At 36.0% G+C, this 15,784-nt stretch carries 16 protein-coding genes; 15 read left to right on the forward strand and 1 reads right to left on the reverse strand.

Features of this window, described 5'->3' with window-relative positions; all coding sequences use genetic code 11:
* Window positions 1-44 precede the first annotated feature (44 nt).
* The 5 genes from KHA97_RS01775 to KHA97_RS01795 all read left to right on the forward strand — a co-directional run bounded on the left by KHA97_RS01775 (window position 45) and on the right by KHA97_RS01795 (window position 4,946).
* Window positions 45-890, forward strand: a complete 846-nt coding sequence (locus KHA97_RS01775; protein WP_213123038.1) for an SDR family oxidoreductase — start codon at window positions 45-47, stop codon at window positions 888-890.
* Window positions 891-1,039: 149 nt separating this feature from the next.
* A complete protein-coding gene (locus KHA97_RS01780) occupies window positions 1,040-2,023 on the forward strand; it encodes an aldo/keto reductase (protein WP_213124270.1) in 984 nt (327 codons plus the stop codon).
* 301 nt (window positions 2,024-2,324) lie between these two features.
* Window positions 2,325-3,110, forward strand: a complete 786-nt coding sequence (locus KHA97_RS01785) for an SDR family oxidoreductase (protein ID WP_213123039.1) — start codon at window positions 2,325-2,327, stop codon at window positions 3,108-3,110.
* 14 nt (window positions 3,111-3,124) lie between these two features.
* Window positions 3,125-4,000 carry an NAD(P)-dependent oxidoreductase gene (locus KHA97_RS01790; RefSeq protein ID WP_213124271.1) on the forward strand — a complete coding sequence of 292 codons (876 nt, stop codon included), beginning with the start codon at window positions 3,125-3,127 and terminating at the stop codon, window positions 3,998-4,000.
* A 34-nt stretch (window positions 4,001-4,034) separates the two neighbouring features.
* A complete protein-coding gene (locus tag KHA97_RS01795; RefSeq protein WP_213123040.1) occupies window positions 4,035-4,946 on the forward strand; it encodes a chemotaxis protein in 912 nt (303 codons plus the stop codon).
* A gap of 404 nt (window positions 4,947-5,350) precedes the next feature.
* Here the strand turns inward: KHA97_RS01795 and KHA97_RS01800 are convergent, their stop codons facing one another.
* Window positions 5,351-5,803: a YkyB family protein gene (locus KHA97_RS01800; RefSeq protein WP_213123041.1), complete on the reverse strand. Its 453-nt coding sequence runs from the start codon at window positions 5,801-5,803 to the stop codon at window positions 5,351-5,353.
* 184 nt (window positions 5,804-5,987) lie between these two features.
* On the opposite strand from KHA97_RS01800, the gene KHA97_RS01805 reads away from it, so the two are divergent.
* The 10 genes from KHA97_RS01805 (at window position 5,988) to KHA97_RS01850 (ending at window position 15,781) form a co-directional block, all read left to right on the forward strand.
* On the forward strand, window positions 5,988-6,206 hold the full coding sequence (locus KHA97_RS01805; protein WP_213123042.1) for a hypothetical protein: 219 nt from the start codon (window positions 5,988-5,990) through the stop codon (window positions 6,204-6,206).
* 200 nt (window positions 6,207-6,406) lie between these two features.
* Window positions 6,407-6,661, forward strand: coding sequence for a YkuJ family protein (locus tag KHA97_RS01810; RefSeq protein ID WP_213123043.1), 255 nt, complete (start codon window positions 6,407-6,409; stop codon window positions 6,659-6,661).
* A gap of 120 nt (window positions 6,662-6,781) precedes the next feature.
* On the forward strand, window positions 6,782-7,228 hold the full coding sequence (cbpB, locus tag KHA97_RS01815; RefSeq protein WP_213123044.1) for a cyclic-di-AMP-binding protein CbpB: 447 nt from the start codon (window positions 6,782-6,784) through the stop codon (window positions 7,226-7,228).
* A gap of 66 nt (window positions 7,229-7,294) precedes the next feature.
* Window positions 7,295-8,170 carry a LysR family transcriptional regulator gene (locus KHA97_RS01820; RefSeq protein WP_213123045.1) on the forward strand — a complete coding sequence of 292 codons (876 nt, stop codon included), beginning with the start codon at window positions 7,295-7,297 and terminating at the stop codon, window positions 8,168-8,170.
* 65 nt (window positions 8,171-8,235) lie between these two features.
* A complete protein-coding gene (locus tag KHA97_RS01825; protein WP_213123046.1) occupies window positions 8,236-10,605 on the forward strand; it encodes a hypothetical protein in 2,370 nt (789 codons plus the stop codon).
* Window positions 10,602-11,534 carry an ABC transporter ATP-binding protein gene (locus KHA97_RS01830; protein WP_213123047.1) on the forward strand — a complete coding sequence of 311 codons (933 nt, stop codon included), beginning with the start codon at window positions 10,602-10,604 and terminating at the stop codon, window positions 11,532-11,534. Before KHA97_RS01825 ends, KHA97_RS01830 begins: the two co-directional genes overlap by 4 nt.
* The gene (locus tag KHA97_RS01835) at window positions 11,531-12,376 is read left to right on the forward strand and encodes an ABC transporter permease (RefSeq protein WP_213123048.1); all 846 of its coding nucleotides are present in this window, start codon (window positions 11,531-11,533) and stop codon (window positions 12,374-12,376) included. The genes KHA97_RS01830 and KHA97_RS01835 overlap by 4 nt, the downstream gene beginning before the upstream one ends.
* Before the next feature lie 5 nt (window positions 12,377-12,381).
* Entirely contained in the window at window positions 12,382-13,914 is a 1,533-nt protein-coding gene (locus tag KHA97_RS01840; RefSeq protein WP_213123049.1) for a hypothetical protein, read from the forward strand.
* 5 nt (window positions 13,915-13,919) lie between these two features.
* A complete protein-coding gene (locus KHA97_RS01845; RefSeq protein ID WP_213123050.1) occupies window positions 13,920-14,921 on the forward strand; it encodes an AAA family ATPase in 1,002 nt (333 codons plus the stop codon).
* Window positions 14,918-15,781: a DUF58 domain-containing protein gene (locus tag KHA97_RS01850; RefSeq protein ID WP_213123051.1), complete on the forward strand. Its 864-nt coding sequence runs from the start codon at window positions 14,918-14,920 to the stop codon at window positions 15,779-15,781. Before KHA97_RS01845 ends, KHA97_RS01850 begins: the two co-directional genes overlap by 4 nt.
* Window positions 15,782-15,784: the final 3 nt, after the last annotated feature.

The raw sequence follows: 15,784 nt of genomic DNA on the forward strand, positions 1-15,784 counted from the left end.
CATCGGTATATGATATTTTGATGAAGAAGGTAGAGGTGAACTAAATGCTTCCAATATTTGAGAGATTAGAAGGGAAAACCGCTGTGATAACTGGTGGCGGAGGAGTTTTAGGAAGCTATATGGCAAAAGAGCTTGCAAGACAAGGAATGAAGGTAGCAATCTTAAATCGTACATTTGAAAAAGGGCAAAAGATAGCGAATGAGATCATTAGCCAAGGCGGTCAAGCCATAGCTATTCAATGTAATGTCGTAAATGTAGAAAGTGTTAAAAGAGCTGAAGAAGAAGTGCTTCATATGTATGGTAATTGTGATGTCTTAATTAATGCAGCCGGCGGAAATCATCCTGAAGGCATGACGACAAATGAAATATTTAATATGAAAGATTTGAAAGATGAAGAAATAGAGACTTTTTTTGATTTGACTTTACATGGATTTGAATTTGTTTTTAATTTAAACATTATTGGAACATTACTTCCGACGCAAGTTTTTTCGAGAAGAATGGTCGAAGGCAAAGGGAATATCATAAATATATCTTCAATGAGCGCCTATAGCCCGATGACAAAGGTGCCGGCGTATAGTGCCGCAAAAGCAGGCATTGAGAATTTAACAAAATGGCTGGCTGTGCATATGGCAGAAGCAGGCATCCGTGTTAATGCTATAGCACCTGGATTTTTTCTAACGAGTCAAAATCATTCTTTATTAAAAAATTCAGACGGGACAAATACAGAACGCACTGAGAAAATATTGGCGCATACTCCTATGAGACGCTTAGGAAAACCAGAGGATTTACTAGGAACATTATTATGGCTTGTGGATGATGAAGCAAGCGGGTTTGTAACAGGGATAAGTATACCGGTTGATGGTGGTTTTATGGCTTATTCGGGTGTGTGATATTTTGTATTTACGCCGAGAATACCCCGGTTTTTTCATAGTTTATTTTTAAGCAAGAGGGTATTTAAATTGAGAAAGACTAAATCTCGACGTTTTTTTCTTAAAGCAGCAATAATTAATGTAAAAACCGGAAGGAGTGGATGGATATGATGAACTATAGACCTTTAGGAGATACGGGCATAAATATAAGTGAAGTAAGTTTGGGCACATGGGCAATAGGAGGGGCTTGGGGTAAAACGAATGATGATGAATCATTAAGGTCATTGGAATATGCAATAGATAAAGGAGTTAACTTTTTTGATACTGCGGATGTATATGGCGATGGACATAGTGAGGAGCTTTTAGCTAAAGCTACAAAAGGGAAGGAAGATAAAGTTTTTATAGCCACTAAATTTTGTCGAGCTGGGGACATACACTCTCAAGAAAATTATACATACGATGCTGTTCGAACTTACTGTGAAGCTAGCTTAAAACGACTCAATAGAGAGGCTATTGATTTGTACCAAATTCATTGTCCGCCATTTGAAATTTTAAAAGACGGAAAAGTGTTTGAAGTACTAGATCGTTTACAGAAAGAAGGTAAAATACGCCATTATGGAGTAAGTGTTGAAACGGTTGAAGAAGGATTGTTTTGCTTAGAGAATCCGAATGTTAAAGCACTTCAGGTAATTTTTAATATTTTTAGGCAAAAGCCGCTAGAAGAACTCTTCCCGAAAGCAAAAGAGAAAGAAGTCGGTATACTAGTGAGGCTCCCGCTTGCAAGCGGATTATTGACAGGTAAATTTACTGATACTCATACATTTGAAGAAGATGACCATCGTCATTTTAATGAAAATGGTGAAGCATTTAATGTCGGCGAAACGTTTGCTGGTTTAGGATTCCAAAAGGGTGTAGAGCTTTCTAATCAATTGAGATGGATTGAGGATGGTAGAACGTCAATGGCTACTGCCTCTTTAAGATGGATTTTGGATCAGAAAGAAATTAGCTGTGTCATTCCAGGCTTTAAAAATCAGCGTCAAATCGAGCAAAATTTAAGCGCGCTTCATGAGAAATCTTTTTCAACAGAAGAACTTGAACGACTTAGTCAATTTTATAATGAAAAGGTTAAGGATTTTATTAGAGGACCTTATTAATGGTTTAAGGCTTATTCCTATAATTATAGGAAAGCCTTATTCTTTTTTTTTGGCAAAAGGTTGTTGATTCGAAATTAACTCTATCGAAAATTGTAATTACTCGTGAATCCCGCGCTAATTTGCGATTAACTCAATGAAAATCGAAATTATTCGCAAAATCCCAACTTTATTTCGTAATGAAGCTTTTCTAAACCCAATTTGATATACATATTAATAAACCAGTCTTCAGTGTATTTTAATTAGAAAAGAAGTAGAAAGTGGTATAATAGGGATAAATTTCTTATTGATTGGAGGATTTTTAATGGAACTTGGATTAAAAGGCAAAAACGCATTGATCGTGGCATCCAGTCAAGGGTTGGGAAAGGCAATAGCAGAGCAGTTTGTTAAAGAAGGTACAAATGTAATGATTGCAAGTAGAAACATAGAGCAACTAAAGTCAGTACATACAGTATTAGAGAGTTTAAATGGTGGAAACGTAAGCTGGGTACGGTGCGATATTACGAATCCAGAAGAAATTAAAGAAATGGTAAAAACAACTGTTGAAGTATTTGGTGGAATCGATATATTAGTCAATAATGCAGGTGGTCCTCCAGCCGGAGGATTTGAAGATATGAGTGACGAAGCTTGGCAAAAGTCTTTTGAATTGAATTTGTTATCTTATATTAGAATTATTAGAGAAGCACTTCCTTATTTGAAAAAAAATGGGGGAAGGATAATAAATATCGCTTCATCATCAATCCGAGAACCTATCCCTGGATTGATTTTGTCTAACACTTTCAGAATCGGAATCGTTGGATTGGCAAAAACATTGGCAGACGAATTTGCTCCATACAATATATTGGTGAACACTGTTGCTCCAGGTAGAATATATACTGATAGAATTAAACAGTTAGACCAAGCAAATGCTGATAAGAAAGATGTTTCTGTCGACGAAATAGCAGAAAAAGCGCAAGAAAGTATTCCTTTAGGAAGAGATGGAAAGCCTGAAGAGTTTGCTAAGGTAGTCGTGTTTTTAGCATCAGAAGGAAATACTTATATGACTGGAAGCAGTTTTTTTGTTGATGGCGGAAAACTAAGATCAATATAGATATTAATGGAGGAATTGTTTTGAGTACTAAGAAGGCAATAGGTTTTATTGGTATAGGTGTTATGGGAAAAAGTATGGCGAAAAATTTGCTGTCAGAAGGTTACCGACTTTTTGTATATAGTAGAACTAAAGAAAAAGCAGAAGAATTACTTGAAAATGGCGCAGAGTGGTTGAATACTCCTAAAGAAATTGCAGAAAATGCCGACATTATTATTACAATGGTTGGTTATCCTCATGATGTTGAAGAAACTTATTTCGGAAAAAATGGATTATTTTCAGGTGCCAAAAAAGAATCTATTTTTATTGATATGACTACTTCAACTCCGACATTGGCAAAGAAAATCTTTGAAGAAGGAAAAAAATTAGGAATACATACTCTTGATGCTCCGGTTTCCGGTGGAGACATTGGCGCGAAAAATGGGACACTTTCAATTATGGTGGGCGGCGATGTTAATACCTTCGAGGAAATGAAACCTATTTTTAGTATATTAGGGGAAAATATCGTATATCAAGGAGAAGCTGGCGCAGGTCAACATACAAAAATGTGTAATCAAATTGCTATTGCTTCAAACATGATAGGGGTTACTGAATCGATTGTTTACGCTAGAAAGGCAGGACTGAATCCTGAATCTGTATTAAAGTCAATCAGTAGCGGTGCTGCAGGAAGTTGGTCAATGTCTAATTTAATTCCACGTGTTCTTAAAGAAGATTATTCTCCGGGATTTTTTATTAAACACTTTATTAAGGATATGGGAATAGCGTTAGAAGAGGCTGAAAAAATGGAAATTCATTTGCCTGGACTTGAATTAGCGAAAAAAATGTATGATTCCCTTGCAGAACAAGGCGAAGAAAATAATGGAACACAAGCCTTGATAAAATATTGGGATTAAATATGATCAAAGGCATTGAAAGGTAGGAAAGCATATGGAGGATCATTCTGGAATTCTGCTTGAAAGCGGGACGAATGAACTGGAAATTATCGAGTTTGAAATTAATAATAATAATTTTGGAATTAATGTACTGAAAGTAAAGGAAATTATTAATCCTTTACCTATTACATCTATTCCTCACGCACATCCAAATATATTAGGAATTATGCAGCTTCGTGGGGAAGTCATGCCTGTCGTAAGTTTGGAAAAAGCCCTAGGGTTAGCCCAGAATGGTTCTTATGACCCTGCGAAAGAAAAGTTTATCGTAGCGGAATTTAATTTAATGAAAGTTGTATTTCATGTACATAATGTAACTAAAATTCATCGTATTTCTTGGAACAAAATCGAAAAACCAACAGAGCTTTACGATGTTGATTCTTCCCAAATTATAGGGGTCATTAATAATCTAGATAGCATGATTTTATTATTAGACTTTGAAAAAATTATCGTCGATATTAATCCTGAGGCAGGAATCCATGTAGGAAAAATTAAAAAACTGGGAGAAAGGGAACGTTCCAGTAAGAGAATTATTGCTGCAGAAGATTCACCATTACTAAGGAAGCTTCTTAATGAAACTTTATCTATGGCTGGTTATGAGAACATAGAGTTCTTCGAAAATGGAAGGGATGCACTCTCTTATATTGAATCTTTAGTGAATGAAGGAAAAAATATCTATGATGAGGTACAACTTGTTATTACAGATATTGAAATGCCTCAGATGGATGGCCATCATTTAACTAAAAGAATTAAAGAGAATCATAGAATATCCAAATTACCAGTTATTATTTTTTCTTCCTTGATAACAGAAGATTTGCGCCATAAAGGTGAACAAGTCGGGGCTGCAGATCAGGTAAGCAAGCCTGAAATAAATGAATTAGTCATTAAAATCGATCAACATATTTTATAAAGAACTAAAGCGCAAGCGCCTGTCCAGCAACGTACAGGCCCACAGGATGTGGGTCCGTCGACGTTTCTCTTTAGGGTTCTGACTAGATAAAGGAAACACGGTGGCCACGAAAAGTGGAAGGCGCCTGATCAGCTCCGACAAGCAAATAACCTGAGTCAAAAAAGTCGCTCTTTGACTTTAATGACTCAGGTTATTTGACCTCGAGGGGGTGGCGCCCGTAGCTGGACATAAATGGCGTGCAGATGTTAACTTATCGTAGGAAGAAACTGAAAGTTTGCTAGTCGTTAGGCGCTCGAGCTAGACGGGAACTATCTTCTAAAAAGTTATCCACAAAGTTCCAATTTATAATTTCCTAAGCAACAAGAAACCCGGATTCGATCCGGGTTTCTTTCGCTGCGAGAACATTAAAAAAAACTATCACCTAGTTTTTTGAAAACGGGTTTTTGGGTTAATGTTTGTTGATTTTTTTTCTCTTCTTTTAATCCGGTATAATTAATTAGAAGTTGTTTTGCCAAATTTAGTGACATGCGGGTTTTTGGATTGCGGGAATGTTGATCAAGATGTCCAAGATGAGGCAAATGTTCAAAATCTTCTTTAGTTGGCGGAATGTGAAAAGTATAATCTCCACATTCAACTAAAACATCGGATTGCTGCTGGCTAAATTTGGGATTTCTAGAAAAATGAAGTCCAATTTTCGTAGCTTTTTTTTCTTGAATCATTTTATTCAAGGCAGTTTTTTTTAGAGAGTATAAAAATTTGGGGTTGATAGCAGTTTTAGCATGGCGATTTACTGTGAATATTGCTTGTGAAAGATTCTGAATTGTTGGTTCTAAAAGGTTGTTGGTGCGATTATCCATACAAGGAACCCCTTTCCTTCATTATAAAAGTCTGAATTATTAATATTATAGCATTGAAATGACTTCAAGGGAAGAAGCTTTCGAATTATGGAAAATTTCTATAACCTCTTGTACTTCCCTTAGGAACAATGTTATATTTATCTATGCCCATTTTTACGCTCTAAAAAGAACTGGAGATGATAAGATGAGGAAAAATAATAGATTTGAAAACATTTTTATTCCTACAAACACCGGAATGATTAAAATATATATTTACGGCTTTAGGCCTTACGGTTCATGGGGTCAAGTCACTGCTTCTATGAATGATTTATCTGTCAATGTTAAAGGGTATAATCGAAAAAGAACCATTATAAAAGCATTGGCTTCACTCAACGAATCTTTAATAAATATGAAAGAAGAATGATATATATTTCTTTTCACATCCTATACTTGAACTGTCCGTTTAGGGCAGTTTTTTGCATTTTAGTCTAAAAAGCTTTTTATTTGCAAAGGCTATGGCTAAAGGTCATTATTAAAATTCTGCTACATATCTTTTTTGGTTTGCTTTCTCCATCCAATCTCGTTTATAATCTTTTTGTCTTTCCAAAAGAAAGGGGTTAAAAAATGTCACAGTTATTAAGTATTATTCAACGGCTTCAATCGATGCAAAAAACGGAAGGAAATGAAGAAGTCCCTCAAAGACTGTTTGAAGTAAATGGAAAAACCTTATGCCAAGTGAAATATTTTCCTGTAACAAAAACATTTGAAGTTGAGGAATATGATAAGGATTCCAACAAACAAAAGTATCAATTTGACGATATTGATATTACTGCAATTGAAATTTTTGATATTGTACAGGAAGAAAAGAATCCCTCCTAATGGCTTATAAATCCTCCATTTTTATTTGAATATTTAATCATGCAAGATTCTCATTTTCTCTGCATGATTTATGTTAAAATAAATAATGAGAAGATAATAAAGAGATGAGGGAGTTTTCATATGATTTCCTTACAAAGTCATGAATTTATGGATCCGAAAATCAGTGATTATATAATTCCAGCTGAAAAAGTAGCTCATGTACAAATTGGAAATAGTCTAGAACATGCTTTACTTGTTTTAACGAAAAGTGGTTATTCGGCAATTCCTGTTTTGGATGCCCGGTTTAAATTGCACGGTTTAATTAGTTCTGCCATGATAACAGAAGCATTGCTTGGTTTGGAACGAATTGAATTTGAAAAATTAACAGACAAAAAAGTGGAAGATGTTATGGCTGTAAAAATCCCGAGAGTGGGGTTAAATGACAAATTTGAAAAAGCGCTAGCCTTGCTTATTGATCATCCCTTTTTATGTGTTGCAGATGAGGATGGGTATTTTGAGGGGATCTTTACAAGAAGAGCCCTTTTAAAAGAACTCAATCATTATATTAGAAAGTTCAATCATGTATAAACTTGAGACGGCTCCCATAAAGGGAGCCGAATTTTTTAAAATTATTTTAGAAAATAAGGAGTCATTATGTCATTTTCTGATTATGAACTGCTCGTTGTCCTCGCCCAAGAATCTAATATGAGAAAAGCTGCAGAAAAGTTATTTGTTTCACAGCCAGCCCTCTCCCAAAGACTGCAAAATATTGAGAAGCAGTGGGGGGCCAAACTTTTTATTCGTACACAAAAAGGCGTAATTTTAACACCTTCTGGAGAAATGGTGGTTAATTTTGCTCGAAAAATGTTGGAGGATAGAGAGCGTGTTTATGAAGAAATACAAGAGCTTAATGCAAAAGTGCATGGGACGCTGAAAATCGCATGTGCATCTATCGTTGGTCAAAACTGGCTTCCTAAAGTGTTAAAACAATTTGTAAGCGCTCATCCTCACGCGAAAATTTCATTAATTACAGGGTGGAGTAGTGAGATATTGAAAAGCCTTTATGAAGGGGAAGTTCATGTAGGGATCATTAGAGGTACGACCGACTGGAAGGGGGAAAAGTTTCATTTATTCGAAGATAGTCTTTATCTCGTCGATCGAGAAATTAGTAAAATAGAAGATGTTATGGAAACAGATCGCCCATTCATACAATTTAAGAGTGATTCGAATTATTATCAAGAAATTCAAAACTGGTGGCATAGGCAATTCCAAACAGTGCCAAAACGTACGATTATTGTAGATCAAATCGAAACGTGTAAACAAATGACCTACAATGGAATTGGGTATGCGATCTTACCTGCAATTACATTAACAGGCTCAGAAAAAGACGTGTTTAAAATCCCTCTATTGGACGAAAAAAATCGGCCGATAAAAAGAGATACGTGGCTGTTAGGGTATGAATCTGCCTTTGAATTAAAGCAGGTTAAAGCTTTCTTGGAAATAGTACAAAAATATCTAACACTGACATAATATGACAAGAACTTATTTCAGTTTTCTTCGTCTATTTTATATAGGGTTTGTTAAGGGGGACAATCATGAGAATAATAAAAAAAATACCAAGATCTTTGCTGCTTTTCTTAATAGTTTTGCAAATATTCTATACACCATCAGCCTCAGCTGCAAAAGGATCAATTGAAGTAGTCGTTCAAGAAGGCTATGAAGGGATGGTTAAAAGTGGACGAGGTTTTCCGATAAAAATTATGTTAATAAATAATGGACCGGATTTTATTGGGGACATGTTAATATCTTTTTCTAGTGACTATAATCTAGGCGGATCGAAAGCTGTTAAAGTTAACCTCCCTAAAAATGGTGAAAAAACATATGAAGTCATAATGCCGGGAACTTCTTTATATAATTCAAATCTAAATAAAGAGAATATTACATTATATGAAGGAAGCTGGAAAAAAGGAAAAAAGATCTCGATTTTAGGAAAAGTTAAATTAACATATCGTCAAGTGGAAAATGACCAAGCAACCATTGGACTGTTAAGTGAAAATCCGGATCGTTTAAAGGAATTGCAATTAATAAAATTAAGCGGAAAACAGCCCAAAATGATTCATCTTAAGAAAGAAGATATTCCTAGTGATGAAGTAGGATTGCAATTTTTTGATTATTTAGTTTTAGATGATTACCCATTATCTGAATTATCAGAAAAACAACAAAAAGCTATCTTAGGGTGGATTACAGGTGGGGGTGCATTAATTACTGGTGCAACCGCAAAGGACCATCATGCATGGGGTGAACTTGAGCCTTATATGCCAATGCAGACAACTCATAAAGAAAATATTAATGATCTGTCATTTCTTCAATCTATTGATGAAAAACCATCTTTTACTTCTCTTGAAATTAGGAATGGGGAAATAACTCAGGATGCCGAAATCAAACTAGGAACAGCGAATATACCAATCATCGTGATGAGGAAGACAGGTGATGGTGAAGTTTGGCAAACAGCATTTTCATTAGGCGAGGAGCCTTTATCATCTTGGAAGGGATATTCAGACTGGATGCAATCCATCTTTTCTATGATGAATTCTAAATACGACAGTAATATCAATCAAGAAGGGATCTATCAACCAGTTTATAATATGCTTGGTTCCACGAATGAATTATTTTCCGCTTCGACATTTTCAATCGGTACTATTGTGTTAATCATGCTAGGGTATATGATCATCATTATTCCGATATTATATATACTTTTAAAGAAAATCGATAAAAGAGAACATGCATGGTGGGTTATACCAACAATATCCATCATCATGTCAGCGGGTATTTTTGTAGTCGGGGCAAAGGATCGTCTCAAGAGTCCACAGCTAGCCGAAATGGGATTATTTAAGGTTAGTAAAGGCGGACAAATCAGTGGGATGTATACAGCTACGGTTTTTTCCAATCGAAGTGGAAATTATCAGCTAACTGTACCGAAAAAGGAGTTTTATGGAGTTCCTGCCACTAGCGGTGATGCTTTCACTGGAGAGAGTGTGTTGGGGAAGGCTGTTATGTCTGAAACGAGAAATGTATTACAGTACGATTTTGCTGATGTAGAGTATTGGGCAGCCAGATCTATCGTAGGCTATGCATCAAAACAAGTAAGTGGGAATTTTGATATTGATCTTGAAATAAAGGACGGTACCTTGAAAGGAAAAATCACCAATCACTTCCCTTATGATTTTGATGAATTATATATATGGTCAGGAAGTCATGCCTATAAATTGGGAGCAGCCGAAAAAGGAGCTCTCGTTGATGTGGACGTCTTGCTAAAAGACGCTATTTTAACAGCGCCAATTGATTATGGCGTATACAATTACCAAAATAATCGAGAACTTGAGGATATGAAAAAAGATGAAATGAAAATGGCTATCATCTCTAATCCAACTTCCACAGAAAATATGCCTATCGTTTTTGGATATACAAAAAACAAAATCGTCGATGTTAGCGTAACGAATAAAAAGGAAAAAAATAGTCGATCTGCGATTATCTATCAGCCTTTTTCTGCAAGTGGAAAGATTACAGGACCATTTGTATTGCAAAATAATCAGTTAGGCATTGATATTAATCCAATCGAAGGTAATATATATGATAAATTCGGCAAGTATGAAATGTCATTAGAAGATGGAATATATGAAGTTATATTGAGACTTCCAGAACAAATTGACCCAAAAAAGACAGAATTTAATTCGATTCAATACAATATGAACGGATATGGCTCTTTCAAGCTTTCCTTTTTAAATATTAAAACAGGAGAGTATGTTGCAATCGATGTAGGCAAATCTGAATTAGAAAATGACCATTTAGAGGAATTTGTTTCCGACAAAGGGCAAATAACGATTAAACTAGAAAAATTCAATTCAAATAATGAGCCATATATTAGTTTCCCTGAGTTTATCGTAAAAGGAGCGGTAAAAAAATGATAGAAATAAATGGACTAACGAAAAAATACGGCTCCTTTACGGCACTTGATTCTTTAACGATTAATATCGATAGAGGGATTGTTTTTGGTGTTGTCGGTCATAATGGAGCAGGAAAATCTACTGCCTTTTCAATATTAGCTACACTTCTTTCACCAACATCAGGGACGGCTGTTATAAATGGCGCTAGTGTCACTCACGAACCTGAAAAAGTTCGGAAGCAAATCGGATATATGCCAGATTTTTTTGGTGTATATGATCATTTACGTGTAAATGAATATTTAGATTTTTACGGTGCAAGTTATTCGATTTCTACTAAGGATCGAGAAAAACTCATTCCTCAACTCCTAGACTTAGTTAATTTAACAGAGAAACAAAACTCCTATGTTGATGTGCTTTCACGAGGAATGAAACAGAGACTTTGTCTCGCTAGATCCTTGATCCATGATCCTGAAGTATTGATTCTCGACGAACCAGCATCAGGCCTGGATCCTCGTGCTCGCGTCGAAATGCGAGAAATATTGAAGGAACTGAAAAATATGGGGAAAACGATACTTATTTCATCTCATATTTTACCTGAGCTTTCTGAAATGTGTGATCAAATTGGTGTGATCAATAAAGGGAAATTAGTTGCTCATGGCTCTGTCGCAGATATTCAACAACAACTTCAAGCCGATAAAGTGATAGTTGTAGCTTTCCATGGTCAAATGGATCGAGCCGTTTCTTTTTTTGAGGATGATCCTTCTGTTTCAAAAATAATAAAATTAGAAAATAATTCAATTCAATTTCAATACTCTGGTAATGAAGAAGCCCAAATGAAATTACTAAAAAAAGCAATTTTAGCAGATCTGCCAATTTTAGGTTTTAAACCACTTGATTCCAATCTTGAAGATGTGTTTATGGAAATTACGAAAGGAGTAGACTTAAATTGAAAAATTTATTCATCAACCCTGTATTAAATAAAGAATTTAAGCTAAGATTTCGCTCTTTTCGTACTTTCCTAGGGTTACTATCTTATTTAATTGCAATTGGTATCGTTGTGATTGGATATATGGTTCTAGAAACTTCAATAGGCGGTGGAGCGCAATTTATCCGCCCGGCTCAAAGTAGAGTCATGTTTATGGTACTGGCTTATTTACAGCTAGGACTGATTTTATTTATCACACCAGGACTGACATCAGGCGTCATAAGCGGGGAGCGGGAGCGTCAAACATTGAACATTCTATTAACTACGGCTCAAAGCTCGACCAGTATCATAATAAGTAAACTAACTTCATCCATTTCATATTTATTGCTGCTTTTAGCTGCGAGCCTCCCGTTTTATTCATTGGTGTTTCTATTTGGTGGTGTATCGCCAGTTACAATCGTAAAAGTAATGGGCTTTTATTTGTTTACGATTTTTGCATTTGGAAGCTTCGGGATTTTGTTTTCTACATTAATAAGACGGACCATTGTATCCATGATATCAACATATGGAATAACCCTATTCCTCTCAGGCGGTGCAGCATTTTTATTTATGATTTCGATTAGCTATTATGATTTTGCCAATGTCAAACCACCATTAGTACTCCCATATATATTGGCTGCTTTTAATCCACCAATTGTATTTAGCGGATTATTTGAAGAAGGGATCAATCAAGCGTTTACAGATAAGATGGGGATATCTTTTCCCCTTATCTGGAGCTATTTAATTATTTATACAATTTTGGCGCTTCTAGCACTTTGGGTGAGTATTAAAAAGCTGCGGCCTAATATGAATCCGAAAAAAGGATGATTTTTATGGATGCAAGAAAAGCATTTTATTTGCTTCTTAATAGAGTGAGAAAACAATTGCAGACTGAGCATGCTGCAAAGGAAATTCAGCATTTTCTTTTAGCATGCAGTGCTTTTACTTTTTGCTTATTTTTATTGGCTCGCTTTATCGTAATAATCGTTGCGAATACGTATGTTATGGGGTTCGTAGCGATTACAGCCATCGTATTCTTTATGAAGTTTTGGACCACACGGCCTGGCTTTAAATCTGCAGCCTCCTTATATGATCAATATTGTGGAGAGGATAGAGTTTCAACAGCTCTAGAGTTTATTGAAAAAGATGAAACAGTCTATTCCTTACAAAGAAGCGATGCGTTACTTCACATGAAAAAATCAGAAAATGATTTGCTTAAAAGAAAGAAAAAATATGTTTATCCCGTACTATTGGGATTTTCCCTTTTTTTCATTGCAATAACTTCCTTAATGATCCTATCACCTAATGAAAAAATGGCGGAGGCAAAGCAGCTTAAAAAAGAAAAGGCGATCGTTGAGGAAACAAAGAAGGAACTTAAGAAACTTGCTAAGGAAAAAACAAATCCAATTACAAAAAATGCAATCCAAGAAGCCTTAGATGAATTGAAAAATATAAAACAGGCTGACGAAGCTTTAAAGAAACTTGATAAACAAAGCAATGAGCTTATGTTAAAGAAGACACAAGCTGATGAAAACAAGGCTGCATTAAATAAAGTTATAGACAAGTTGGAATCTGGAAATCTCAATGAATTAGCAAATGCGCTTAAGGACCAAAACAAGGAAAAGCTCGAGAAGGAAATTCAAAAAATACAAGAAGAATTGTCGAAATTACATAATGAACAAAAGGAATTACTGGCACAACTTATTCAAAGTCAGTCTAATCAGGTTTCTTCTGAAGATATTAACTCATTGAAAGATCAGTTGACCAATATGATTGATAGGGCTTCAAATTCATCGCAGCTGGCAGATTCGCAAAAAATCATGCAACAGGCAAGTGATTCACTTGCAGAAAGAATGCTTTCAATTAATATCCAACCTTCAACAAACATTGCCCAATCACAAGGAAATAGTAAAAATAATACAGCTACCAATAATTCCCCTGGAAATGGAAGCAATGGCCAAAGTGCAGGCCAAGGTGAACCGCAGGTTCAAGGTCAGGGACAGGGCCAAGGACAAGGTCAGGGACAAGGTCAAAGCCAAAGTACAGGACAAGGCAGTTCTGGAGGTAATGGAAATGGCAATAGTGGAGCCGGGCTTGGGATGGGGTCTCGAGATTTAACGATTCCTGAAACGGTAGATGGAAAATTGAATATTGAAAAAGATACTGGGAAAATCGGAGAAGGGGAGCCTGTAGAACGAGGCGCAGGCAATGGTCTTGTTTTAAAAGGGAACACTCGACCTTATGAAGAAGTTTACAATCAATATGAGAAAACCTCCCGTGAAAGTACAAATCGATTGCAGCTTCCATCAGAACTAGAATCCATCGTAAAAAACTATTTTTCTAAGATAAAACCAGAGCGGGAGTGAGTGGGATGACCAACATAAGCGAACAAGATTTTATTCTAGCAGCGGAAAAACTAAAAACGATCAAAAGTGAAATCCAAGCATTTATCGTAGGTCAGGATGAAGTCATCGATCAAATGCTTTGGACTATTTTTTCTGAAGGCCACGCTTTGCTCGAAGGGTTGCCGGGACTCGGAAAAACAATGCTTGTAAAAACAATCTCAGAGGTCCTGGATCTATCTTTTTCGAGAATTCAGTTCACTCCAGATTTAATGCCATCGGACATAACGGGAACGATGATGATTCAGCCCGATGAATCGGGAAAGCAAAAGTTTGAATTTTTTGAAGGACCAATCTTTTCGAATATCGTACTTGCAGATGAAATTAACCGTGCGACCCCAAAGACGCAAAGTGCATTACTCGAAGCAATGGGCGAAAAAACCGTAACCATTATGGGTGATACGAAAGCGATGACGAAACCATTTTTTGTGCTTGCTACTCAAAACCCTATCGAAATGGAAGGTACGTATCCACTGCCAGAAGCCCAACTCGATCGCTTTACTTGTAAAATAAATGTGTATTATCCCAATAGAGAGTCTCTTAAGGAAATCATCCACCGAACAACTGGGGTGGAAAAGCCAAAGTTAAAAAAAGTCATGACGAACGAAGAAGTAGTTAATATTCAGCAACTTGTCAAACATATTATTATTTCCGATGAAATTCTCGATTTTGCTGTTAATATTATTGCCGGAACACATCCTACCGACGAAGGAGCTTGCCCATCAGTAAAATCGTATGTTCAATATGGATCAGGTCCTAGGGGACTTCAAAGCATGATTAATCTTGCAAAAGCACGAGCACTTTTTTCAGGAAGATTTCACGTTTCGATCGGAGATATTAAACAAGTGGCTAAACCTATCCTTCGCCATCGTATTTTACTCAATTTTGAAGGGGAAGCTGCAGGCGTTTCTTCTGATAGAATAATTGATGAAACAATCGAATGGGTGCAACATGAAGGAGCCCTAACATGATATCACATGAATTTCTTTCACGACTAAGAAAGTTGCGCTTAGATGTGGATGCTAAACAGCCAGGCGTCCATAAAGGAATTCGCCGTTCACAAAAATTCGGTTCCTCTTTGGAATTTTCCGATTTTCGAACATACCAGCCAGGTGATGAAGTCAGGCTAGTCGATTGGAATGTGTACGGAAGGACGAGACGCCATTATATAAAAAGATACTTGGATGAGCAGGAAATAAAAGTAGCCATTTATTTAGACTGTACCACTTCGATGAGAACAGTTGAAACTAAATGGCTGCTTGCAAAAAAGATCGCTGCTGCTTTAAGTTATTTGACATTAGTCAATGAGGATAGGTTAACCTTTTTTCCTATATCTGCACTAGATACTCGGAGTGTAGAAAGAAAAGGGAGCAATTATGCAAAACAAGTACTTTATGAGATTTTACAACTTGAGTTAAATGGAGCAACTTCCACCTTTGTAAAAGAAATGGAAAAAAAGCTTCAAAAAGGGAAGCAATTAACTATCATCCTTACAGATGGAATGGAAGCAATCGCTGACTATGAAAAACTACTTTTAAAGGCTGTCTCCTCCAAATCAAAAATATTATTTATTCATATTTTAAGCAAAGAAGAAATTGGACCTGAGTTTACAGGCGATGCAAAACTGATTGATAGTGAAGTGGAAACAGAAGTCAATGTCAGTTTAAGTCCGAAGCTCGTTTCTGCTTACCAATTAAGATTAAAGCAACATAATGAAACATTAGAACAATCATGCCGGAAGCTTAATGTCCATTATATCTTTTTAAGTGATGATAAGACTGCCGAAGAATTACTCTTAACAGACTTTGTTTCCCATGGAATTGTACAATGAGGT

The organism is Lederbergia citri, assembly GCF_018343625.1.
In the GTDB taxonomy this organism is placed as follows: domain Bacteria; phylum Bacillota; class Bacilli; order Bacillales; family Bacillaceae_C; genus Lederbergia; species Lederbergia citri.

What these genes read in the sequence shown, in the direction of transcription:
- KHA97_RS01845 (WP_213123050.1), top strand. Translation starts at nt 13,920, where the DNA reads ATGACCAACATAAGCGAACAAGATTTTATTCTAGCAGCGGAAAAACTA.
- KHA97_RS01805 (WP_213123042.1), top strand. Translation starts at nt 5,988, where the DNA reads ATGAGGAAAAATAATAGATTTGAAAACATTTTTATTCCTACAAACACC.
- KHA97_RS01840 (WP_213123049.1), top strand. Translation starts at nt 12,382, where the DNA reads ATGGATGCAAGAAAAGCATTTTATTTGCTTCTTAATAGAGTGAGAAAA.
- KHA97_RS01820 (WP_213123045.1), top strand. Translation starts at nt 7,295, where the DNA reads ATGTCATTTTCTGATTATGAACTGCTCGTTGTCCTCGCCCAAGAATCT.
- KHA97_RS01775 (WP_213123038.1), top strand. Translation starts at nt 45, where the DNA reads ATGCTTCCAATATTTGAGAGATTAGAAGGGAAAACCGCTGTGATAACT.
- KHA97_RS01795 (WP_213123040.1), top strand. Translation starts at nt 4,035, where the DNA reads ATGGAGGATCATTCTGGAATTCTGCTTGAAAGCGGGACGAATGAACTG.
- KHA97_RS01810 (WP_213123043.1), top strand. Translation starts at nt 6,407, where the DNA reads ATGTCACAGTTATTAAGTATTATTCAACGGCTTCAATCGATGCAAAAA.
- KHA97_RS01825 (WP_213123046.1), top strand. Translation starts at nt 8,236, where the DNA reads ATGAGAATAATAAAAAAAATACCAAGATCTTTGCTGCTTTTCTTAATA.
- KHA97_RS01785 (WP_213123039.1), top strand. Translation starts at nt 2,325, where the DNA reads ATGGAACTTGGATTAAAAGGCAAAAACGCATTGATCGTGGCATCCAGT.
- KHA97_RS01800 (WP_213123041.1), bottom strand. Translation starts at nt 5,803, where the DNA reads ATGGATAATCGCACCAACAACCTTTTAGAACCAACAATTCAGAATCTT.
- cbpB (WP_213123044.1), top strand. Translation starts at nt 6,782, where the DNA reads ATGATTTCCTTACAAAGTCATGAATTTATGGATCCGAAAATCAGTGAT.
- KHA97_RS01780 (WP_213124270.1), top strand. Translation starts at nt 1,040, where the DNA reads ATGAACTATAGACCTTTAGGAGATACGGGCATAAATATAAGTGAAGTA.
- KHA97_RS01830 (WP_213123047.1), top strand. Translation starts at nt 10,602, where the DNA reads ATGATAGAAATAAATGGACTAACGAAAAAATACGGCTCCTTTACGGCA.
- KHA97_RS01850 (WP_213123051.1), top strand. Translation starts at nt 14,918, where the DNA reads ATGATATCACATGAATTTCTTTCACGACTAAGAAAGTTGCGCTTAGAT.